This window comes from bacterium (assembly GCA_023382385.1).
Taxonomy (GTDB): domain Bacteria; phylum Electryoneota; class RPQS01; order RPQS01; family RPQS01; genus JABWCQ01.
In genome coordinates this window covers 621,063-646,728 of sequence record JAHDVH010000001.1, presented here as the reverse complement: position 1 = coordinate 646,728, position 25,666 = coordinate 621,063, and the positions used below count along the sequence as shown (strand labels likewise).

The following is a 25,666-nucleotide window of genomic DNA, read 5'->3' as shown; positions in this document are numbered from 1 at the left end:
CACCTTTTCACCCTTTTGGGTAGGAGAACCTGAATTGAAGTCTTTGGGACAGCAAATTGTGGTCGATTATCACAAGTGTAATCCTGAACTCCTCAACGACGTCGCCGCCGTCAAGCGTGCGATGCGCGAAGCAGCTCTGAAGGCGGGCGCAACAATCGTCACGGAAGCCTTCCACCTGTTCAATCCCTACGGAGTTTCAGGGGCAATCATCATTGCCGAATCGCATCTGGCCATTCACACATGGCCCGAGTTCGGCTATGCCGCCGTGGACCTCTTCACCTGTGGTGATGAGGTTGATCCCGCTGTTGCGTTCGAACACCTGAAACAGGCGCTCGAAGCCGAAGAGTTCACCGCCATGGAAATGAAGCGCGGTATCATGAACTCGCACGGTCTGCGGTTTGACTCTCACAAGGCAGCGCCGGCACTGACCGCGGCGGTTGCCTAAATGATCATTAAGACACCTGACAAGTACTTTCTTGTCGCAGGTTTCGCCGAAGGTGAAACCGAACTGAACGCCTTCGATAACGCGTTATTGGCTGCTGGAGTGGGGAATACAAATCTGGTCCGCATGAGTTCAATTCTGCCGCCTGCCGCCTCGAAGATTGATCCGATACAACTTCCGTATGGAGCCCTTGTGCCGATAGCCTATGCGGATGAATGCAGTGATGTGCCGGGAACGGTTGTTTGTGCCGGAGTCGCACTGGGTGTGACACCGGATCCGAATCTCCCCGGTGTCATCATGGAACATCATATGACGGGTTCGGAAGATGAGTGCCGTCAGATTGTCATTAAGAAGGTTGAAGCCGCATTCAAAGCCCGCGGCTGGACACTGGCCGATCTCCAAGTGGCGGTCACCTCTGGAAAGGTGGTCAAAATTGGAGCTGCCTTCGCAGGTGTCGTCCTTTGGGCATAGTCTATAGCCTCTTCTGCAAAGCCTCCCGTAACGGGGAGGCTTTTTTCTTCCTCACACTCTCTTAAGTCCATAATTTAGGAAGAGAGAGTAAGTTGAGATATGTTGATTCTCTGAGTGCCGTTCAGTATTTTCTGGCTTCCCTTTGTGAACTATGGAACTTTGGCTAACTGAAACATACGGACCCATCCGCGGTGGCTGGAAAGCTGGCCGATTGCTGTACTCCAAGCAGTCCCAGTATCAGTTGGTCGAGGTGGTTGAGACGGAGCGGTGGGGGAGGACACTCGTGCTTGACGGCTGCATGATGACCACCGAGCGTGATGAGTTTGTCTATCACGAAATGCTCTCCCATCCCGCGCTCGTCACGCATCCTGCGCCCAAAAGTGTCTGTGTTGTCGGCGGTGGGGATGGCGGCACGGTGCGCGAAGTCCTCCGGCATCCGGGCATTGAGAGGGTGGTGCTCGCGGAAATTGACGGCGACGTAATTGATGTTTGCCGTGAGTTCTTCCCTGAGCATACCTCTATGTTGGATGATCCTCGAGTGGATATTCAGGTTGGCGACGGGTTCGCCTATCTGCAGGCACACCAGGGAGAGTTCGACATTATCCTCTCCGACTCGACCGACCCGATCGGCCCTGGAGAAGTCCTCTTCACGCAAAAGTATTTCGACTTGGCTAAGCGTGCGTTGCGCGAACACGGCGTGTTTGTCACTCAGTCGCACAGCCCCTGGGATCAGGAATCGAGACTTCGTCACATTCGGGATGTCATGCGCGAGTTCTTTTCACAGGTTCATTGGTACGGCGCGCCGATCCCAACCTACCCTTACGGATGGTGGAGCTTCTTTTTTGCCTCCGACCGGGTGCATCCGATGGAAGCCGCGCAGCTTGAGCGGCAACAGTTGATTACACAGTCGTCAAAATATTACACGCCGGCGATCCACGATGCGGCGTTTGCTGTGCCGGCGTTTCTGGCACGTGAACTCGGTCTGTCGCTGTAAGCGATTCATCGGTCATATCGAGGCTGCCGCTCTTCAATACTCCGACGATTAGAACTCAAGTCTTTATGGGTGCCCGGCCGGCCTTCGAAGCGGGTGCCCGTTTGGTGCTCTTAGGGCTTCCGTATGACGGCACCTGCTCGTTCAGACCGGGCACGCGGTTCGGTCCTGCGGCCATCCGGAATGTCTCGGAAGGCATCGAAACGTACTGTCCGGTGTGCAACGCGGATCTGGAAGACGTGCATTTTGCCGACCTCGGAGATCTAATTCTGCCGCCCGGTGACAAGCTTGAGACCTTGGGATTGATTGAACAGGCCGCTGGCGAACTCTATAGCGCAGGGGTCCTGCCCGCTGGGTTGGGGGGTGAGCATCTGGTCACGCTCCCGCTGGTCAAGGCGGCGTTTAAGTCTAATCCGGATATGGTTTTGGTGCAATTTGATGCACATTTGGACTTGCGTGATGATTTCTTGGGTACAAAGTTGAGCCATGCAACGGTTATCCGAAGAATCAGCGAATTTGTGGATCCGTCACGAATCTTGCAGGTTGGGCCGAGGTCCGGCACTCGGGAGGAGTTCGAAACTGCCAAGAAATTTGGAACTTACCACCCCGACTACCCGACACCCGAAGCACTTCGCGCTTGGGTTGGCGACCGACCGCTCTATGTAACTGTTGACTTGGATGTGCTTGACCCATCTATACTTCCGGGAACCGGAACCCCTGAGCCGGGTGGGGTGACCTACCAAACTTTACAGGCCTGGATCTGTGCACTTAAGGGGTGCAATTGGGTGGGTTGGGATGTTGTTGAACTGTCCCCGGACTACGATCCAAGTCAAGTTTCCACAGTTGTTTCCTCCAAAATCGTGCGGACGCTCGTGCTAACGAGCCTCGCATAGCCATGTTAAGTGGCGTGCATTTTGCCACGACTTAGGCCATAGACTTGCCTAGTCATTTGCCATAAAATTCATAAGAAACATTGAGATAGCATCAAAGTTCGAGTTCTGGGTCTCTGATAATTGCGAACCTCCTGAGGATTAAAGACTTTCGTTTTGCCGGAGTTTGTGATTGTTAAAAATAGGCAAAACATTTTCCTTGACAAGTTGATTCCGATTGACTATATTTGGGGAACTTTGACCAGTATAGAACTTTTTTGAACTTAGGTCTCAGCCCTTTTAGTAAGTACTTGATTTCCAGCACAACACTATTGCAACCTGAAGCAATCTGCGGCAAGCTCGAATTGCTGCGGCTCGGGTGGCTTGTGTTTTTTTCCTCAAGCTGGGTTGACAAAAAAAGCGGACGCGTTCATGCCAGACTCTAGCCTTTCTTCCGACTTGAACATGCAGTTCATGACATCGCAAGTTATCCACAGTTTCCACAGGGCGACGAGTGCCCCATGTGGGTCTACGGCGTGTGCGACCGCCGCAAATATTTCCCCTCGGACAAAGAAGATTTCCCATATTCAGGAGAACCACAGAATGAGGTCCAAGACTCTTTTTGTGTGGCTGACGACCGCGTTGTCGGCGCTGATTCTTACGCTCGTGCCGCAGTCGGCCGAAGCGCAAATCAATGCGACCGAACCGGTTGTCGCAGTATGCATTGAAGATTCTAACGGGCTCGTGGCGCCGAACGGCGTCATTGATGAGCTCGGCGACATGCTGCGTCTTACAGCACGAGCCGCCTACGTGAATCGCTATTGCGATTCGGCCGCGGTTGGTTTGGATCCGACACCGGACCTCGGTGTGCTGATCCCGGCCCTTTATCCCACCATGGTCGTTAATTGTCCGGCGGGTCCGTCCGACGTTATGTACCGGATGGACTGGGTGGTTACGCCTCACATGGGTCTGGCCGGACCTATCAATCCGGCTAACTGGAACACGAATCTTGACAGCTGCTTAGTGGTTGCCACGATTGAATTCCATCCCGAAGGCGTGTCCGTGTCGGCAGGCGAACTGCTGAGTTTTGGTATCACGTGGCTGGGCTGGGACGATACCCCCGCCCCGAACGGCACAACGGTCTGTGCGGATAACCCGTACACGATCGCAGCCCCGTGTGATATCCAATCCGGCTGTTCATTCATCCAGTATCGTGAAGGCGGCGGTATCGCGTTTGACGGTATCGTAGCCATCAACGACACTGTGTGGCTGGATTCTGCGCTGGCCTCGACCATAGACACGATGCCTGTTGGTGATACGTTGCTTTGGAACGGTTCAGGATTGACGTGTGATCCGGCTGACGCAAATCTCTTCGCCGGGGACACGATTATCGTCCAGCCGTGCCGCTATGAAAATGGCTTGGTCAACGCCTGCACGAATGATACCATCTGGCTTTATTACTACCAGTGGGATCCGCAGGGCGAAGAAGGTTGGCCGTTTGATGCTGTGCTCGTGGATTCGATTCCCTGCGTGCGGCCGGTCGATAACTCGCCGCCGACGCTCGATCAGGTTTGCATCGACTCCTGCGGTATTGTTCAGCTGAACTATCTGGATAACGACACTATCGCCGGCTGCGGCGACTTTTTCCGTATCTACCTGTCGACGGTTCAGAATGGCTTCCCGACGCAGAACAATCCGGCGCACAACTGCGACGGCGACAGTGTTCTGCTGGATATTTATAACCCGATGTTCAACGGCTGGGGGCAGGACTGCGACACGGTTTCGCAGAATTTTGACGTTTCATGGATGGCCGTAGACTTCCATGATATCGTCCCGCCGGGTTACAAGTTCCCGATGAACGAGGACTCGATCAATCTGCTGTCGCTGGACAGCGTTTGGGTTTCTGTTCGTTTTGGCAACGGTCCTAATCCGGGCGCGGCCAACGACCTGATGTGGGTTGATATTCCCATTTCGTGCGACTCCACCCACTGGGATTCTGTCGAGTTCTGTATTCTGGAAGGTCTCCTGAACGGCGACACGATTTACGTCTATTCGCTTGACGATGCGGGTAATCCGTCCAACCCGGTTCACTTCGGCGATACGACGGGTACGCTGACCGGCTGTGATGTCTGTTTGGATAATCAGCCGCCGCAGCTGCCGGGCGCTGACACCTACTGGACGTTTGACGGTGTTGACAACTATTGCAACCAGCGCTTCTCTCCTTATGATAGCGCGCTGGCGACTGCCTTTACGAACCTTTCTCCCGATTCCATTCGCTGGTACTTGGACGGCGTGGACTCGGTCTATGACGTGGCGAACTATATTCACGTTCTGCAGAAAGTCTACCTGATTGGGTTTGACGTTCGCGTGATTCCGGATGATAACCCGGATACCCCGACTGGTGCGATTATCACGGCTCTGGACTACTACCACCCGATGGCCGCGCCCGACTCGGTTAACTGGGATTGGCGCTCGCCGTACGTTGGGATAGATTCCAGTGCCTGCTTTACATGGTATGGCAAGAACGGGCCGGATTCTCTGGATCCGAACCTGAACATGCTGGCTCAGTACTGCCCGTGGGGTATGCTGGTCGGTATCACCGAGGCCCGTTATATGGATGCCGGCGGCTGTAACGCCGTGCTTGGCTCCGATCATGACGGCAGCACCGACATTCTGGACGGCTATACGCAGTTGAACAACCTCTATGCGGTGGTTGATTCGTGCTTCCCGACGACAACTATTCCGCTGGATCTGGTTGCGCCCACGTTCTATCCGCAGTATCCGATTGGCCCGGACTATCCGCCCGCGTCCATTGTTGATCCTTATCTGTGGACAAATGGTGATCCGCTGCCTTTCGTTCAGTTCAAGGCGCGCCGCTACTACACGCAGGGTCTGCTGGACACCTGCTTAGCGGAAGACCTGTGCTACACGGTTCGTCTCGATTCGATCTATACGCAGGGTGTCTGGCCGTTCATAACTGACTCGATCTATTATACTCAGGGCGACCCCAGCAACGGAAGCCACACGCGCTACTGTGAGCCGATTTCCTTCTTCTTTAATGACATCAATTCGGACACGATCCGCTTCCAGTGGGGAATGCGCGGTCCGAATAATCAGCTGTTGCCGGACGGTCTCTATTGCCTGACGCTCGAGCTTCAGGACAATGCCGGAAACGTCTACCGCGGCGATCAGGTTTGCATGTGGATCAACGGTCTTGGACCGGCGATTGACTCTGTGAACATCGTCAATGAATCGAACGTCTGCAACATGAACTTCTTCGCGGGTGAGTCGCTGTGCGTCTACATGCGCACCGACACCAGCGCGCAGTTCGCATTGTTCGATTTCTCGTGCATCCTTAATATAGACAGCGTTGCGGCCGCCTATGACTCGATTTGGGTCAATGCGCCGGTGGCAACGGACAACGCGACCTATAAGATCTGGCGCGCCTGTCTGATGGTTGATCTGGGTATGATTGATACGGCTGACGTGTCGAACAACGATTACCAGATTGACGACTTTGAAGCCGACTGCGAGAATTCCGGAACCTACGGCATTATCCGCGCGATCGCCTTCGACTCCGACAGCAACTTCACGCAGGCGACGAACATCACCCCGACGTGCAATAACATCGCGTTGCTTGGTGAAAGCCGTTGTCCGCGTATCGTCGGACCGATTGAGTTCTACTTCCTGGATCCGGACACGCTGGACGCGGTTGCCGGCTCCGAAGATGGTCCGTTTGCTGACTTCAATCTGTTCGGTGAAATGCCGCTTTGGAATGCGTTCTCGCCCGGTTCGGTTGACTCGAACGGCGCCTACGACGCTATCCTGAATCCGGCTCACGATCAGGTTCATGACTCAATCTTCGTTCGTATCCTGATTGATACCCTGTCGATTACGCAGGCTGACAACTTCGGCGCGCCGTTCAACGATGATGTCTATCACGACACGCTCGTGGTCGAGTTCCGTAATACGAATACGGTTCCGACCCGCAGCCGCATCGTCCGCAAGCCGTTGTTTGTCACGCAGTGTGTTGATCTCGACGGTTCCTTAGGCTGCGAAGACCCGCCACAAAACAGCGTCTACTTTGGCCGTCTCGAAAATAACGAGACGAACAATGGCCTGATGGAATTCCGCTATATGTGGAATGGCACGTGGTTCATCAATGCCGGAACCGACAGTCAGATGCTGGTGCCGATTACCGGTCAGGACACAATCCTTGTGCTGGCTTGGACGATCAACGGCGACTCCGCCCAGATCATCGGCATGGATACGATCTACATGGTGTGCGATACGACCGTTGCTCAGTTGGATGTGGACAACGAGAATCCCGAGTTCCTTGAATGGACCGGTATCCCCGCTGGCACCCGTGATCCGGCGACGCACAGCACGGCCACTGTTAATAATGATGGCTGGGACGGTGACTGCGGCTTCCGCTATGCTGAAGGCGACACCTTCCAGTTGACGGTTCGTGCCAGTGAGCAAGTACACTATGATCCGGCGGCCTATCCCAATGTGGATGGTTCAAGCTATGCTGGTGCAGTAGTTGGACAATGGAACATCACTGGTAACTGGCAAATTTCGCTTGTTGATAGTACCGCCGGTCTGCTGATCAATAATGGTCCGGCGCCGGGTACGTACATTCAGGTTGAGTTGATTTCGGTGGCACCGGAGAGTCTCGCCGGCAATGAGTGGGAATACACCCTCACTGGCCGCATCTTTAATATGCCGCCGGATACGTTCATCTATAATGCTTGCTTCGTAATCCGCGGAGCGTGGGACCAGGGTGGCAACCCGGGCCGCTATAATAGCCCGGCGTTCAGCGATGCCTACGAAGCGGACAGCTTCGAAGACACGACGTTCTGCCTGCACCTCATCCCGTGCGACCCGTGGGCGGCCGGTTGTCCGGACGTCTTCGGACCGGATAGCATTATGGGCTGGATTGCACCGGAAGATACCAACATCACCGTTTGCGCGACCATCATTGAGACCTGCGAGTTGACCGAGTGTCTGCCGGGTGTCAAGGCTGACTCGCTGCGCGTTGTGGAAGGTGACTTCCAGCGCATCACAGACGACCCGAATCCTTGGGTTGTGCCGGACTCTGTGGGTGACTGGTTCATCTATATAGATGGTCTGGGCAACGAGATTGGTTGGGCCCGCATGTACTACTGGTTCATCCGAGCCGACTCTTCTGACCTTGCCACCATCTGGTGCGACGGCGACTATCTCGACTTCGAAATTCGTTTCGTCAGTTGGGAAGGTGTCCGCGATTCGATGACCTTCGACGACTGTGTGCAAGTTGACGTCAACGAGCCGCTGTGGACGCAATGGTCCTTGTTGGACAGCAACGGTATCGAGATGGACGACTTCGCACTCTGTATCGAACCCGAGCAGGCGTTTACGCTGGTCGGTTGCGTGTGGGATAGCGAGGTAGATTGTCCGGACGGTGAAGGTGTGGGTGTGGATCCCACCAAGCTGTGGGCGGACCTCTCCCAGCTGTTGCAGGATGCCACGATGGACAGCGTGCCGCCGGACTCCTACGTGGTGTTCGGAACATTCACGGGTGTCTATCCGTATGTCGGCGGACCTGTGCCCATCCAAGACAATACCACCTCGAACGCGTTCATTAATGATCCCGATGCCGGTGCAATCCTCGACGTGAACATCACGCTGGATGTCATCGAGCATACGTGGATCGGCGACCTCAATATCTCGCTTGAATCGCCGAACGGGACGATAGTTCTCTTGAAGCCTTCGAATATCGCCTATTCGGGTGATAACCTTATCGACGTGACGTTCGATGATGAGGCAGCGTTGCCATTCCCCGCACCGCCGGGCACTGCCCCGTTCACGGGCACATGGCAGCCTGCTGGTAATCTCTCTGACTTCGACGGCGAGAATCCGAACGGTACTTGGACGCTGATCGTCTCCGACGTGTTTGGTGCTGACGAAGGCTTTATCCGTGACTGGACGCTTGAGGTGACCTACCGCACGGGTCCGGATCTGAAGGTTGTCGCGTACTGGAACTTCACACCGGATTCGACATTCTTCTGCCTGAATTCAGTTGCGCCATGGTTCCGCTTCCATGCAGCCCACGACCTCATCGGTCACCACGACCGTGAGCTCTATATGCAGGACACGCTGAACTTCTGCAGTGACTGTCTGCCGCCGGAAATCTTCACCTCGGATGCCTATTGCGAGTGCGATACCGCCCTTGCAGATCTATTGATGAATAATCCGGTCTGGGATCTGCCGGCTAACTTGCCGTACCTGAGCTTTGGCTCTGAGGTTACGCTCAAGATCGCCGTCTTTGATGCGAATCATGACTCGAGCCTCGGTTTGCCGGAAGGTGCAAATGTCGCGTGGGCCGACCTGTCGGTCATCGATACAAACTACGCGTGGGAAGGTAACAACCTCTATGCAGAGGTTGACCTTGCGCCACCCGTCCTTGACACGGCATGCTACATCTGGGGTCTGGAGTGTTATGACCTCAATCCCGGTCCGCTGTACATCCTGAATAACCCGACGTATCACAACGGCGACACGATCTTTGTCAACTTTGCGATCGTCGACAATGCAGGCAATGCAGACACGATTCTCTGGCCGATCGCGATTTACGATTCGCTGCCGCCGATCGTGGACTTCATCTATACTATCGGTGACGACTCGGTGCGCGCCTATGTGACGCCGGGTGACGAACATGTTCACATCTATGCCGACATCAACGGCTACGCTGCCGACTTGGTCAGCGCGCCGGAACATGTTTGGGCCAACTTCAGCCGCTTCTGGTGCGATCCGATCATGCAGGCTGCCTATGACACCGTGCATGCTCATGAGATCGTTGATCTGGGTGGCGGAAACTACCGTGCCTACTGGGGTTGGACGCCGAGCGGTGTCTACCTGACTCCGGGCGACACGCTTTCGCAAATTACCGACACCCTGCGGATTGATCCGGACTATTCGTGCCACCTGATTGGTGCAGAAGGAACGTTCGATTCGCTGTGGATCTATGTGACTGACGTCGCCTGTAATATGGGCTCGCACTTCAATATCTTCGAGTTCTCCGGCGCGGATACTACGGTTCCGGATGTTGACTCGGTTTGGGTGATGGGTTCAGATTCCTGCGCGCCGGGCTGGTTCGATGGAAACAGCGGGGAGTGGATCTACGTCTGGGCTTGGATGGACAGCCTGTTTAACGGCTTTGAAGATACACTGCGTATCGACTCGTTGATGGCCGACCTGTCCGGCTTTGGCCCGGCCTACGCTTGGACCGCCTTCACGCCGAACTTCGGCGGTGGTGCGCCTGCTTACGGTGTTGCCCCCAATATGAACGACGACGTGCCGGGTTGGTGGGAAATTGAAACCGACTGCAATGGAATGACCCGCCTGGTTGCCAAGTGGATCGTCCGTGATCCGCAGTTCATCGATTGCGGCCAGACTGTCATCGTGCCGGTCAAGGGCCAGCGTCAAACCGGCTTGGGTGGTTCACACGGCTACTACCTTGATGTCGAATACGGTACCGGTACCTCCTTCACTGCCGAGTATCTCTCGTCAGTAGCTTGGGGTGACTTCACAGTCGAAACCGGCTTCCCGGGCAATCCGGACATCAACGGTGTGGATAGTGTTCTTGTTCTGCAAAACTCCGTCTACGGCTTGGATTGGGACAGTGTCCTGACCGTCGCCGTGCTGATGGATAATAACTGCGTGGTCAGCCCGGGCGACACCGTCTACGATTGGTCGGGAGTCTGGATTGACTTCACTGGTTTCTTAACTGACTGGCAGCAGTATCCGGATGTTGTGTACTACAACGTCTATGGAAACAATATTGACTCGCTCGTGTTCATTATCCCGCTCTATGACGACATGGGTGGTGGACCGCTGTTCAACGTCAATATCCCGTCGAACCGTTACTGGTGGTCGCTCCACCTGTCGGATACGCTCTGCAATATGCCTGAAGAGTTCTGCAATGCCGCCGATCTCGACAGCGTGATCTCGTTCACGATCCAGAATTGGAATGAGCCGAACCCCGGCATGATCCTGCTCTGCGATTCGAACACGGTCGCCTGCTCCGATACGGACTATGTTGATGCTTACAACATGGCACTGTGGAATGACGAGAAGGTCTCGCCGGATACGGAACGCGAGAACCTCTATAAGATCTACACCGCGCCCGGCGAGTGGTACTGGTACTCACACGAAGAGAATAACACGACTCGTTTCTTCATCTTCGTGCAGGATAGCGTTCTGCAGTGCGACGGTATTGACAACGATAACGACGGCACGATCGACGAAATCGGCGAAGGTGTGGACTTCTACACCGCCGACCTCCGCATCAATACGATGCCGCAGGTCGCGCACGTCGACTCGATGAACGTGAACGGTGTCTGGATCGACTACCTCTGGTATGCCGATAACTTTAGCGAGCGTCGTTACGATGTGAAGCTGTTCATCAGCGATATCTACGGACATCGTGATTCGTTGACTTGCGACGGTGACTTTGCTCTGACCTTCTTCGAAGATGAATCCTGCCCGTTTGGTGACGAGATGTTCTTCTGGAAGGACGGCGAACCGGTTCAAGTGCGGAAGAATCTGAACTTCGAATCTTCCTTCGTGCTTGACGAACTGACCGCCGACGACAGCCTGTTCATCTTTTCGAACTTTGACTCGCTGGTCGTCTGGGCCCGTGATCCCGCTCTGTTTGATGCCAATGGACACCCCGGATCCGGTTTGGACTTGAGTCCGGACAACTCGGTGGACAGCACGACCTGGAACGGCACGTCTTCCTCGACTATCGAGTTGCTCGATCCGTTCAATAACGTCGTGGCGAGCTTTACCCAGACGTTCTACGATGATACGCTGTTCTTTGATGTAGGTCCGTTGACGTTGAGTGATGCGACCGACAATCTCGAGAATCTCTCCGACGGTCGCTATACTGTTCGGGTTACGATTCTCGACCGTCTCGGCAACAGCTGCGACTATCAGTGGAGCTTCATTCTTGACCGGACCTGTCCGGCCATCAATGACGCCTATGTCTCGCGTCCTGGTCTGAATACGCCGGTGACCGACCTCTATACGTCATGGGACTATGTCGAGATCTACACGCACATTGACGACTCGCTCGACGGTGTGGACAGCGTGATCTTTGAATACGCCTTCGATGCAAACCGTGACGGCAACGTTGACGCCTATACCTACTGGCAGAATGTCAACCTGCTGACTGACGAAGGTCAGGCTTGGGATACCGAGTATCCGTTCAACGCATACTGGAATATCCGCAATCTGCCGTGGTCGTCTGAAGACACGCTCGGTCTGCCGCCGGTCAATCCGGATGGATCCTGCACCAACCGTTACTTCGTCCGCGTCCGCGCGTTCGATATCTACGGTCATGAGTGTATCGATACCTTCGCGGTGGACATCACCGACGATATCGCGCCGCTGGCCTACATCTCTACTTTGACAGCGGCCATTCCTGGCCCTGGCGGAGGCCCGCAGGGATCACTGGTTGCCTGTTTCAATCCGAACACGATGACGGACTCGACCATCTTCATCATCGCTGAGGACTATATAGCACCAGACCTCTTCTATGATCCGATTCCGGGTGATACGTTCACGGTAGCCAATCGCTGGTTCGATCTCTACGAAGGTGTCTTCCAGTACAAGTTCTTCAACGCGCCCAATGCTATTATTCCGGGCAACACTGATCCGAGCTTGGGCTGGGTGAACATTCTGAGTGGTCTCCACGGCGATGCACAGGATACGATTACGGCTCGCCATAACTACTTCCAGGACTTCTCGATCAACTGGAATATCGCGAACCTCGGCAGCGGCCAGTATAATCTGCGTATGGTTGCCTTCGACGTCTGCGGAAATTATGATTACCTGAATACTCCGGTGATCACATTCCGCGTCGAGTGCGATACCACTGCGCCGATGGCGTTGGTCTGCTTCCCCGAGCCGGATATGTGCGTGACGAATATCCGTTGTGACGAACCGCAGTGGGTGCCTGTACAGGCCGTCGCGCCGCTGTTCGCCGACGTGGATTCAATCGCCTTCTTCTTCGTTGACTCTCTGTCGATTCCGGGTCTGGGTATCCATACCTTCATCGGCGGCTCGACGAATCCTGACTCAATTTCTGCTGGTCTGGCTTACTACAGTTCGACCGGTTGGAATACGAATAATCTGTTGTCCGGCTACTACTGGCTGTATGCGGTAGCCTACGATACCAGCGCGCTGTTCGACTCCGATCCGATCTGGTCACGTGTCTTTGTGGACAACACGATGCCGCAGGTGACCGAATGCTGGGTTGGCGAACCGTGGTGGGATGAGTTTGTTGTCGTTGGAACTAAAAACGAAGGCGAAACCTTCGCGCTGCGTGCCAACGTACAGGACAACATCGGTCTTGACATGGCTTGTGGTATCTCCGGTGTGCAGTTCCAGATTCTGGATCGCTTCGGCAACTGGCGCAATCTCGAAAATGACCTGAACGAGGAGACCGAAATCTGGGGTGCCGAACTCTATCTCAGTGATGGAGATGGTTTCATCGAAACTCCGGATGCTGCTGGTTACTACGAAATTCACGTGGCATTTTATGACTTCGGCAACAGCCCGCTGGATTCCGTACGCTTCCGCGCTTACGCCATCGATGACGTCGATTGGGGTGACAACAATATGCAGGGCGACTATAACCGCGACTGCAATTTGGATCGTGACCTCGAGTGCGGCTCTGAGATCTGCTGCATGGCCATTGAAATCCGCGACCGTATCCCCGACGGCACCAACCTGTGGTGCTACAACCACGGCTGGTATTCATGGGGCGTCCCGCAGTTCACGGCTCCCAGCACGCCGATCTATGATGGCGACAAGTTCTCAACCTGTAACTACCAGAATCCGCTGGATACTCTGATGTTCATCGCCAACGTTGCCGACTATGTCGAAGACGAATGGCTGATGTACTTCAAGTTCTGGCGCGCCGACGGTACGACTGATACCTTCGATATTCCGAACGACTACACGCTGAACCCGGCGCTGCCGCGCAACGCCGACAGTGCGATCGTGCTGCAGAGCACATACGACACGGTGGGTGTGATCTGGTCGAATGCTCGTGCTTGGCTTGACTCGGCAGACGCTGCGGACGGCCTCGTGTATTCGCGCTGGGACTTCGCCGCTTATGTCGTTGACGTCACCGGCAATATCGAGTGGATTGGTGATCAGAATTCCTGTTACATCTACACGTTCTGCCCGCCGAACACGCCGATTACGGATGTTAGCTATGTCACCAATGACGTAAACAATCCGGAGAATCGTGTCCGCGTGACTGAGCCTGTGGAATGGCAGGATGCAATTACCGACACAATCGAAGTCCTCTATAACCGCACCACGGACCCGGGTTCAAACGATCCGGAAGCACTGGTCCTGTTCTACGTGGATGCCGATGCAATTCGTAACTGTCATGGTGACTCAGTTCAGGTGTTCAATATCGAACTCTGGATGATGAGTGATGATACCACGCTGCAGGCTGTCTGTGACGGCGGTCCGATTGAAGTCTTTGACTTCTTCAACGACTTCCGTGCATGGGATCAGTTCCCACCGGATGCTGGCACGCGTCAGTATGAGTTCGGTGTCTACTTCGACAATAGCTACCCGCCGGGCACCTACAACTTCTCGGCCGTAGTGAATTACATCGTCTACGCTCCGTTCGCCAATGACACTCTGAATGAGGGCGACACGGATTGCGACGGCTTCATCGAAGGTTCAGACAGCACGCGCCTCGACCTCGTCGTGCGCATCGTGAATGTCAATGAACCGCAAGTCGTGTTCTGCTACCCGCCGTATGGCGACGCCTGTGGCGCGCACAATACTATCCCGCTGTCGGCAAATGATGTCAGCGATCCGAGCTACTTCTCGGGTGAAATTGACACCGTTTGGTTCCAGCGCTGGAATGGTTCGGCGTGGGTACCTGTCTTCGACGCGATCACGGGCCTGACTTACGACGCCTATCCTGGCGAAGCCTACGTGCGCTTCCAGTTTGACGAACGTGAGCTGCCCGGTATGGCCGGCTGGTACTACGAGCGTCATAGCAACCCGATCTATTCGTGGTATGCAGAGCGTGATCTGTTCCCGGATGTGGCAATCTACATCTGGAATACCGGTCAGTTCTATCCGATGAGCGAGGTTGCTGACGGGTTCTGGCAGACGGATATCTATCTCGACCACGGTGACAATTCGTGCTACGATTACTCGATCGTCATCGATGCTAACGACAACAACGTCTGGGATGAGCCCGGTATTGACCGCTGGATTGATGATCCGCGCAATATCGATTGGAACGATCAAGAGCCTATTGCTTACGACCGTTGCAGCGATGACCAGGAGCAGCAGTATGGTGAAAGCTCATCGGCCTACTCGACGATTTGCCTCTGCGAATATGTGATCAACTTCAACAGCCTGTCGGTTGGTGACGGCCATCACGAGTTCCGGACTGTCGTCGGCTGGCACGACGAACTTGCCTATCACGTGATTGAGAATCCGGCGCCCGGCGATTCGCTCCACGTATTCTTCGTGGATAACGACGCCCCGGTGGCGACGCACGATATCGAGTTTGATAACTTCTGGGTAAATGGTGGCCGTTGTGATGAGTCGGGTAACGTGCATTTCGTTACCGACATTCAGCCGATCGACGGTAACTACAACCTCGTGGTTGAAGATATCTGCGCGGTCATCTATCAAGTGTCGTTGACTTCGAATCCGGAACTGGATTCGAGCTGGGTGAACGTGGATACGGTCTACGCTTCGGGTGGTCAGGGCTGGATTGAAGCTTGGGCTTCCTTCTGGACCGCCTATGACCCGACGGCTGACAATATCGACAATGACGGTGACGGTTTGGTTGACGAGACTTATGATGTTCAGGGTGGCGATGGCCGCGGCGAAGAGAACACGCTGTTCTACAGCCGTTCGATCGTCGTCGACCACTGCGGTAATACCTATATCGCCGCCGCAGAGAGCATCTGGGTTGACGTCAGCGAAGCACGCGCTTGCATCTCGCTCGTCGGCGACGTCGAGCCGGGTGTCAACGGCAACGATGTGGTGGTGATCCCGGACAATCGTGACCTCGTGATTGTGGCCACGAACCAGGATTACGCGGGCTTTGACCCATCCATCCTCGGTGTCTTCCAATATCGTACGCTGAACCCGATCGGACCTTGGACCAACATCCAGGCCGATACGCTTAGCAACGACACAGTTCGTCACGTTGGCAATACGCTGACCGCAACGTGGGATCTCTTGAGCTTCTTCCAGGAAACCGGAAATGATCCGGAAGGCTGGTACCAGCTGCGAGTCATCGCCATTGACACGGTGGGCAACACCGACCTCTGTGACAACGATGTATGCTACATCACGATCCGCCTGAATGATATTCAGCCGGCGGCCCGCATTGAACTCTATCAGGTTATCAATGCAAACGAGGAGATCGCTTCCTCGTGCACGTCCGACTCGATCCTGTATATCCATGCGGCTGATCCGTATTGTCTGCAGGCCATTTTCGCCCCGACCAATATTGATACGGGCTTGGCCTCGCTGACCTTCCAGTATGCGGCTGTCAATAACGGCGTGCCGTCCAACTGGCGGAACATTGAAACGATCTGGGATCAAATCAATCACGGCCTCGACGGCGATACCACGCGTTGCGTGTACTTCCAGCCGCAGCCGCAGGATGTTGGCGATCAGGAAATCTTCTGGCTGCGCGTCATCGTTGAAGATTACAACGGTAACGATACGTCTGACGTGAAGGTCCTGTATGTTGACGCTCTGCCGCCGACTGGTACCAGCACGGCACAGGGTACGGCTGAAGTTGCGACCGCTTGCGGTGACCGTTGCTGGTTCGAAATCCAGCCCGGTCAGGCCATCGTTTGGGTCGACTTCGATCCGGATCAGCTGTCCAACGAGATCAATGTTGATCAAGTGTGGATGACTGCGGTTCGTGAAGACGGCAACTACGCTTACAACTTTGGTTACCTTACCCGCAGTGACGACGACGAATGGTACTTCGACTTCGGTGGTGACCTGTGTAACTACTGGCTCGAGCACCGTTACGAATCCGGTGAAGGCGGTCAGTACCCTGTCCTTGACTATGGCTGCTATACCTTCACGATCCACTTCACGGATTGTCAGGGCAATGAAGACAGCGTCGTGGTCACGACGACGTGTGGTGAAGAAGCCACCGACCTGATCTGTATCGACTGCTACCCGACCGTTCCGGAGCACACCGATATCCTCTATATGGATTACTCGGGCTACGACTGTGTGGACGGAGAGTACAATAGTCTGCGTGATGACATCCTTGACGGCACGACGGAGATCGGTGGCGATCAGTCTGTCGAGATCTGTGGTGTCATTGCAAGCTACGAGCAGGATGTTCACTACGTCGTCCTGTACGTCGAGAGCCAAGCCGCCGGCGTCGCCGAGACTGCTGTAGACACATTCTGGTGGGATCCGACCTTTGCGTCGCATCTGAACCCGAACTGGTGCTTGGACTGGTGGCTGGCCGATACGACAGATGAAGGTGCTGCTAAGTACCCGAGCGGTTACTACCGCGTCTGGGTGCGCGCACACGACGCCATCTGCCAGATTGAACCGACTGAAATGCTTGACGAATTCTGGGTGTATGTTGACCACGCTGAACCCGTGGGAGATATCACCGAGGTTAACGGCGTACCCGCAACGGAAGGCAACTTCACGTACGAAGTCAACGCCGGTGACGAAGATCCTGTGACCCTTTGGGTGCAGTGGACGGACGGCCTCGTGCCGAATGACTCGACGCAGACCAACAACATCGTCCAAGTCTGGTGCAAGAATATCTGGCATCCGAACCAGGCCGATGCGTGGACGTCCTGTGGATACATTCCGAGTCCGTGCAACCCGCACTACGTCGAACTTGACTTGTCCGGCATCTCCTGTGGCGATTCCATCCACGTGGTGGCCATCGTTCAGGATCGCTGGGGCAATGGTGACCTTGACGTGTCACGCGTTATGGAAGCCTTCGACGGTGGTCACTTCGTCAATATCTATATCTATGACACCACGCCGCCGTCCAGCATGCTGTGGTCGGTCGGTACGAGCGAAGAGCCTTGGTGTGATGATGGTAGTCGCGAGCAGGGAGTTGACGGTCTGTGGATCGTCGATCAGCAGACCCGTACGGTCAGCCTCGGCGCCCTTGGCGATATCCACGACATCTGGCTGCACAGCTTTGCCGCAACGGGTGACGAATCCATCAGCCGCGTGTACTTTGAGTACAGCGTGGACGGCGGTAACACCTGGTTCGAAATCGGCATGGATGAAGATGGTAATGAGCCGTGCGAATGGGGTGGCAATGAACCTGCCCCGTGGTGGGATGGATTGGATCACGATGTCTTCTGGACAGTGGTTTGGGATGTCTCTGGCTTGGCCGGTGACGTTCTGGTCCGCACGTGGGCGGAAGACGAGTGCGGCAACCTCGAAGAGACGGAAATCTACACCGTGTCGTTCGATGTCCAAGCTCCGATGGCCCGTGTGTATGTCTGGGAGAATGGTGTAAACATTAACAACCTCGAAACCTGTGACCACTGGACTGAGCCGCAAATCGGCGACGAAGTCGAGCGCTTCTCACTTCTCACTATCGGTGCTTGCGCTGATGAAGAAGAAGCTGATGCGTACGGTGCGCACTGGTTCATCAAGCGTGCCGAAGATCATCCGCTCGAAATGTGGAGCTGGTGCTTCATCGGTGATGACTCGACCGGTCCGTTCTCGGTCAATGACGTCGACCTGTGGCACAACGACTGCCCGGCACCGCAGCCTGGTCTGTGGTACGATATCGCGGTGCTCACGACTGACCAAGCCGGCAACGAACTCACTTGGACGCAGTTCCTGAACTACGGTCAGGGAACCACCGTCGAAGAGAAGTGGGCGTGGTTGATGGCAAACGGTTACGTCAAGCGCTTCTACGTGTCCGACACGGTGGCGCCGATGGCCTTTGACCTGATTACCGCACCGGATTGCACGCCCGATTCGTCCGTCATCTTCCTCCACGGCGATATCACGCTACAGGCACAGGTGAACGATGAAGACGTGGTGGCTGTAACCTTCGCTTTCCTCGAAGTCGGTTCGAACGGCCCGTGGACGGTGATCGAACGCGTAACCGGCAACCCGGGTCTGTTTGGTCCGGTCGAAGGTTACTGGAATACCGAATTGCTGAACGGCACCTACTGGGTTGGTGCGTTCGCAGAAGATAATTTCGGCAACATGAACGGTAACCTTACGATAGGTGCCGACGGTGCCCCGAATGCTCTGTTGCAGGTGAACGTTGACAATCAGGCTCCGGTCGCGACGATTCTGTCGGTCTGGCGCACGGATGACCCGACGCAAACACCGGTGACGCAGCTTGAGCGCGGTGCTGAGGTTACGTTCCATATCGAAGCTGAAGACAATTTCAGCATCCGCAAGGTGCGCTTCTACTACCGCCACACCAACGGCGATCCGAACAACTGGATCCAGGTTGGTGGAGACCGTACATGGCCGTTCAGCTTCAACTGGGTTGTGCCGACGGACTTGGTGGTTGGTTGGAACTACGACTTCGCGGCTGTTGCGGTTGACTACTGTGAACAGACTGATCAGTACGATGCGCAGGGCAACTACATCATTGACTGGACTGCTCCAATCGTTGATGAAGAAGCCAATATTTCAATCGTCGCGATTAACGATTTCCTTGACGTGGAAGGCACTCCGCATGTCCACGGCACTGAAATCTGTATCTACGCCAACTCTGAGCCCACTCTGGACTACGTGCGCTTCCTGTTTGTCACTGCACAAGGTGACACCCATGAAATCCGCACGGTCTCCGGATATGTTGGTCAGACTGAATGGTCCAACTGTCAGGGTTCAGGTTCCTACTGGGATGTGACTACTCTGCCGGAAGGCCCGGGCCAGCTGTGCGCGATCGGTTCTGCCGATATCGCCGGTCAGCTTGTGACAGTCGCTACTGACTGCCGTAACATCGTGATCGACCACAGCCTCCCATGGGTGCTGCAAGGCAACCTGCCGAGTTCACGTGGCCTGATTGGTGGATACTGTGAGTTCAATAGCAACAACGAGAATGGTCCTGAAGATCTGTGGGTACGGTTCAATAACGAACTCACCGACAACGGTATCGACACCGTCTGGTTCGAGTGGAAGTGGGCGGCCGATCCGAACGATCCGAACTTCTGGTCGTCCATCGGTTATGCCTATCAGGACCTTGGTGTCACTGGTAATTGGGTCTATTCATGGAATGTCTATAACGCGTTCCAAGGCACGTGCGGTACGATTAGCCTGCGTGCAGTGATGAGCGATAACGCCATTCCGGAATCGAACCTTGCCTACGTACTGTTCGCTGATTCCGTCCGTGTGGACAACTGCCCGCCGACCGTCATGTTCACCAATGTGAACGGAGACTTGACGCCGGATCAGACGGTCATCCCATGGGGCGAAGTCATCAACATGGTTGCCACCGCTGAAGATGTCTTTGGCAACGGCGGCAACAGCAATATCAGCCGCGTGTGCTTCTACGGTGAAGAAGATACCAGCCCCGACCTGATTTCTTGTGATGAACAAGGTCCTCTGTGGTCGGCACAGCTGGCGACAACTGCCCTTACGCCCAACTCGTGGTACACACTGGTTGTGGTCGCGTGGGATCAGGCCGGCAACTGCAGTGAGCACATGATAACGGTCTATATTGAAGACTCGCAGTTCCAGCGCGCTTGCATCGTCGGCTTTGATGATGACAACGAGTTCGGCTGCAGTGACTACCTGTACGCAGTAACCGATGATTGCGATCCGAATTGGACAGATCAAGTTCAGTTCCAGGTCTCGATCAACCAAGGTCAGACGTGGATTCCGCTGAGTGACGCCGTCAACACGCGTCAGGATCAGTGCAACGACTGGCTCGGTTGGCACCTGTGGCAGGTGACGCTTGAATTCGACCTGTATCCTGCGAACGCCTGGTTCCGTGCGGTGGCATGGGATGAAAGTGGTAACATCGATCCGAACCCGCCGATCTGGCGCCGTCAGGATGTGTCCGTTACCACCCAAACGCAAATCTGGGCGCCTGACTGGGTACGCGTCCCGAGCAACGGTGAAATGCAGCCGTGGGTCCTGACCACGTTGGAAGACTATACGGAAAACTGCCTCATCGAAGCTGGAGTTGTGTGTATCGAACCGGAAGCTGGTTCAAGCTTCTATGCCGGCGAACTGCCGCTGAATACCAGACCGTGCGAACTTGAAGATGAAGACGGACGTATCAAGGTCTTCAGCTCCAACAAGATCCAGCAGGGTGATAATGTCTTCATCCAGATGGTCACGTACGCGATGGACATCCACAAGGCCAACTACCAGGGTGGATCGAACGGAACGCTCGTCAGCGAAGACGGTGTTCTCGAAGTCACGATCCCTGCCTGGGGTACCGGCTGGCGCGGATCCCTCTGGTTCCAGCCGTATCTGCCGTCGCAGACGCACAGCATGGTTCCGGCCTATCAGTACTACTACACCTTGATCTCCGCGGTTGAAGAAATTCAGAGCGATGATCTTGGCGATATCGATATCGAACAGGCGCCGTCTTCCTTCCGTATGCGCTTCGACAATAGCCTGCTTCCGGAAAACGCGGAAGAATGGCAAGTCGTTGTAGCCTACTGGAACTGGGATGCGGATGATGAATCTGGTCAATACAACGGTATGTGGCAGGAGTGGGGTATCACCTACAACGACCGCGACCTCGAAAACGGAATAGTGGACTTCCAGATGATTCCGGATTGGGATGTATCTGACCTTACTAATATCTGTCCGGACCGCATCCGCTTTGGTGTGTTCCTGACTACGATTCGCCCGATCGACGAGTTCGTTCGTATGAACAGCGGCGACAACTGCCACCCGTGGTTTGATAACCCGTATTACAACGGTCTGCCGGTGGTTGATTGTACCCCGATGTGGTGGGTGGTTCTGGGTGAAGGCGAAACTCCGCCGACGCCGGACCGCGTGGACGTCTGGCTGGACGGTATCCGCATCGTCAATGACGGTGAGCCTGTCGAGCTTGATGGTTACAACTACGACAACTGCTACTACGACGAACTGTTCGACATCGAATATGATAACGTCAGCGGTATCTTCTCGGTTGAGTTCAATCCCAACTATGGAAGCTGCCCGCCGTGGTTCGGCTGCCTGACGCAGGGTGTCCATACGATTCAGTTCTACGTGGATAACCGTCCGACTCGCGTGACCGAATTCTACGTGGATAACACGCTGCCGACGGCATACACTGAACCAACCTACATCGGCGACGTCAACGTCACCCTGTGGGCGGACCTCATTGACCGCGAATCCGGAATTGATACACAGTACGTGTACCTCGATCTCCGCAATTGCGAATATGACGGCGGCGACTACGTGCATGAAATCACGTCGGAAGCCCTGACGTTCCAACCGATTCTTGAGAACGGTGTTCAGATTGGTGTGCGTGCCTCCATCACTGTGCAGTGGGATGGCTTGATTGACGGATTGTTCTCCTATTGGTACGATGAGGAGAGCGGTTCCTATAGCATCGAGAATTGCCCGCTGACACTGTGTGCACACTGGCACGTCTACAACAACGTCTGCCTCGAGAATGAAAGCACGCATGACTATCGCTACACGGTGGATATCGTTCCGCCGGTCATCACACCTGTGTCGCCGGTCGGTGCGCCGATTGACGATGACGGTGACGGTGTTGCGAATGAAGACGTTGCTGATTGCACCAACAACGACGGTGACGTCTACTGGTCGAATGGCTGGGTTGCCCGCTACGACGAAGACCCGATCAACTTCGAAGAGGCCGTGTTCAACTGCGGCGAGCGTCCTGTCATTCAGGCCTCGATCAGTGACTGGGCACGCTGCTGCTTCGGCGCTTCCGGTGTCGACCTTAGTGCGGTCCGCTTCTGGATCGACGACCTCGAATTCAGCGCGGCTGATACGTCGGTGGCAGGTCTGAACTTCCGGATCGTACAGCCCGGTCAGAATGACTTCGTGTTTACCATCGGTGGTCCGAACTCCGGTGAAGCTGCTGACTTGTTCTACACGCCTGGTGATCACCGGATTACCATCGCTGTGCCGGACAATGCTGGCAACATCGGTACGATGGATCATCAGAATATCAGCTGGACATGGCATGTTGACTGTCCGGGACCGTCTGTCGAATTTGATGACACGGAATGCGGTGCATGGTTCAATCCTGAATCACAGCCCGGCAACCCGCAGGACTTCGGATTTACGGTGCGTACGGTCGGCGGAGCAGCCATTGCCCCGAACGGTATCAGCTACACCGTCGTGACGATTCCGGATCGCATCCGTATCAGTGGTCCTACGACCATTGACCCGGCTGGCCGTGACGAAGTCGAAGTGACGTTCACGATGGACGGTTCGTTCCCTGATGGCCAGACTGGTCTGTCCATCGAAGTTGAGACCCGTAACATCTTCTTCGTGTCCGGCAGCGATAACGGTTACAACATGTCGGCTCGCACCTACTGGGCTGACAACTGCGCCCCGACGGACGTGGCACACTTCCCGGCAACGGGTGACAGTGTCATGAACGAAGGCAACGTGGTGGTTGAACTGCGTTACAGTGACGATTGCGGCGGAGCGCTGGCTTCGATCGGCGGCGACGCTACCCTGGCAAAGGGTGCGACCCGCATGCTGAACGTATCCGGCAAGGATGCCGCATCCAATAAGAGCGAAACGCGCATCGATCGCGATGGCGACGGCACGCTGGACGACAACGGTTCTGGTATTGTTCCAAGCCGTGTCTGGTTCGTCGTTGTCCCGCCGCGTGGTCCGGTGCAGCGCTATGAAAATGCTGAAGACTTCATCGAGCGTACGACCTCCAGTGCCAAGATCGTTCTGGTGGATCCGATCGCGGGTCTGTGGACGGTCAACGGTTACGCTGAAGACTGTGTCGGCAACCTGCTGACCACGACGTGGACATTCCGCGTCCTGAGCACTGGCCCGATCGTCGTGTTCGGTGATGTTGAAGAAGGCAGCTGTCAGTACAACGGTTTCTGGAATCCGGATTATCCGTTGGACTTCACGGCTACCGTAACTGAGAATGACGGCGCCAACGTGCGCAACGGTGACATCAGTGTCCGCTTCATCGGCTTGTATGACTGCAATGGCAGCATCTGCGAGCGCGACCTGACGGCCAATGTCAACCTGAACGTAACGCCGGCTTATAGCAACCAGATCACTGATCAGGTCTTCACGGTGATGGGTTCCGCGACGTTCGGTAACTTCGGCGGCAACGGCACGCCGACCGATGTGCGCATCATCCTCACCGCACGTGACCAGTACGGCACCGTCCGTGAGGTCCAGCAGACCTGGGTGGTTGATGACGCCAAGCCGATCGTCGAAGCCATCAGCCCGCTGCCTGGCAGCGTGGTGAATGGTGACCTGCCGGTAACCATCAGCGGCCGCTTCTTCGATGACGAAGACTACGGTTCGGCTGCCGGTATGCCTGGTGGCGATGCAACGCTCCTCGATAAGAACGTCGCTCCGGCGTCGGGCTTCATCGGTGGCGTCAGTCTGAAGGGTTCAGATGACAAGGGCGCAACCACCTTCTCGACCACCAAGCTTGATCTTGGAGCATGGCGTGAAGCGTTGACCCGTGGTGTCACGAGCCTCGATGGCAACAGCGGTATCGACCTTGCATGTATCGAGTTCCGCCTGCACAATCACCGTACGGGTCAGTACACTGATCTGATGGAAGGTGCGACGATCGGCGGTGGTGTGATTACCTGGTCAGGCAACCTCTCCGAAGGTCCGTATACGGTGGTTCTGACGGTCTGTGACCGCGTCTGCAACACCGAAAGCCGGGTCTGGGACTTCGTGGTGATCAACGGTGGTCAGGGCGGCTCGCGCATCGTATGGCAGCCTCCGTTCCACGTGTCGGCCATGCCGCATTGCTTCAAGGCATTGTTGGTGGGTGACGCGTTCGATCGCACTACGGTTCGTATGACGCTCGAAGGCGCGATGATGGTCGAAGGCCAGCTCATCTACGCCCCGATCGTGGTGGATGCGCCTGTTAACTTCAGTGGCGACACGGCAATCTACTGTGCGAACTTTGACCTGACCGGCCTGCTGAACATCCGCGCGACGCTGGGTGGTCAGTACTACGGTGGTATCGCATTCCCGAGCAGTTCGCAGGTCTACACGGTGGATACGGGTCGTCCGGTCTTCACGGCCGTCCAGCCTGATCCGTCGGTTATCCTGCCGATCCTGAGTTCGCCTGAGTTCCGCGTGGACTTCGCTGAAGTCGGTACGACGGGTCTGGATCCGGCTTCTGTTCGCCTGTGGCTGACCACAGCCGGCGGTGAGAACGTGGCCAACAACCCGACCGTCTCGATTGCCCCGAACGGCCTGACCGGCTTCGCAACGTTGCGTCCGGCTGCGCTGGCGGTGGGTAACTACGTCCTGCATGCGGAAGTCAGTGACCTCGCCGGTAATAGTGCTTCGGCGACGTGGAACTACCGTGTCGGTCAAGAGTCGCCGATCGTTGACGGCGAGACATACAACTATCCGAATCCGTTCACCAAGGCCGATGGCTACACGACGTTCCATCTGCCGCTGGGTGATGGTTCCTCGGGTGGAGCGATGGTCTCGATCAAGATCTACGACTTCTCCGGCCGCTATGTCACAACGGTGTGGGATGGTGTCTTGAACGATCCGAATACTCCGATCACGTGGAACGGTACCAACGCCAATGGCGAAGAAGTCGCTAACGGTGTCTACCTCGCCAATGTCGAAGTGTCCGGTGGCGGCAAGTCTGTCAAGAACATCGTGAAGGTTGCCTACAAGAAGGCTGACAACTAA

The 25,666-nt window shown here is 55.5% G+C and carries 5 protein-coding genes; all 5 read left to right on the top strand.

The window, feature by feature from the left end; genetic code table 11:
* The first annotated feature begins 34 nt into the window (after positions 1-34).
* The 5 genes from speD (at position 35) to KJZ99_02900 (ending at position 25,666) form a co-directional block, all read left to right on the top strand.
* Positions 35-445 carry an adenosylmethionine decarboxylase gene (speD, locus tag KJZ99_02920; protein ID MCL4304839.1) on the top strand — a complete coding sequence of 137 codons (411 nt, stop codon included), beginning with the start codon at positions 35-37 and terminating at the stop codon, positions 443-445.
* Positions 446-913, top strand: coding sequence for an arginine decarboxylase, pyruvoyl-dependent (locus KJZ99_02915; GenBank protein MCL4304838.1), 468 nt, complete (start codon positions 446-448; stop codon positions 911-913).
* 151 nt (positions 914-1,064) lie between these two features.
* Positions 1,065-1,907: a polyamine aminopropyltransferase gene (gene speE / locus KJZ99_02910; GenBank protein ID MCL4304837.1), complete on the top strand. Its 843-nt coding sequence runs from the start codon at positions 1,065-1,067 to the stop codon at positions 1,905-1,907.
* 65 nt (positions 1,908-1,972) lie between these two features.
* Positions 1,973-2,797: an agmatinase gene (gene speB, locus KJZ99_02905; protein MCL4304836.1), complete on the top strand. Its 825-nt coding sequence runs from the start codon at positions 1,973-1,975 to the stop codon at positions 2,795-2,797.
* Positions 2,798-3,376: 579 nt separating this feature from the next.
* Positions 3,377-25,666, top strand: a complete 22,290-nt coding sequence (locus KJZ99_02900; protein MCL4304835.1) for a proprotein convertase P-domain-containing protein — start codon at positions 3,377-3,379, stop codon at positions 25,664-25,666.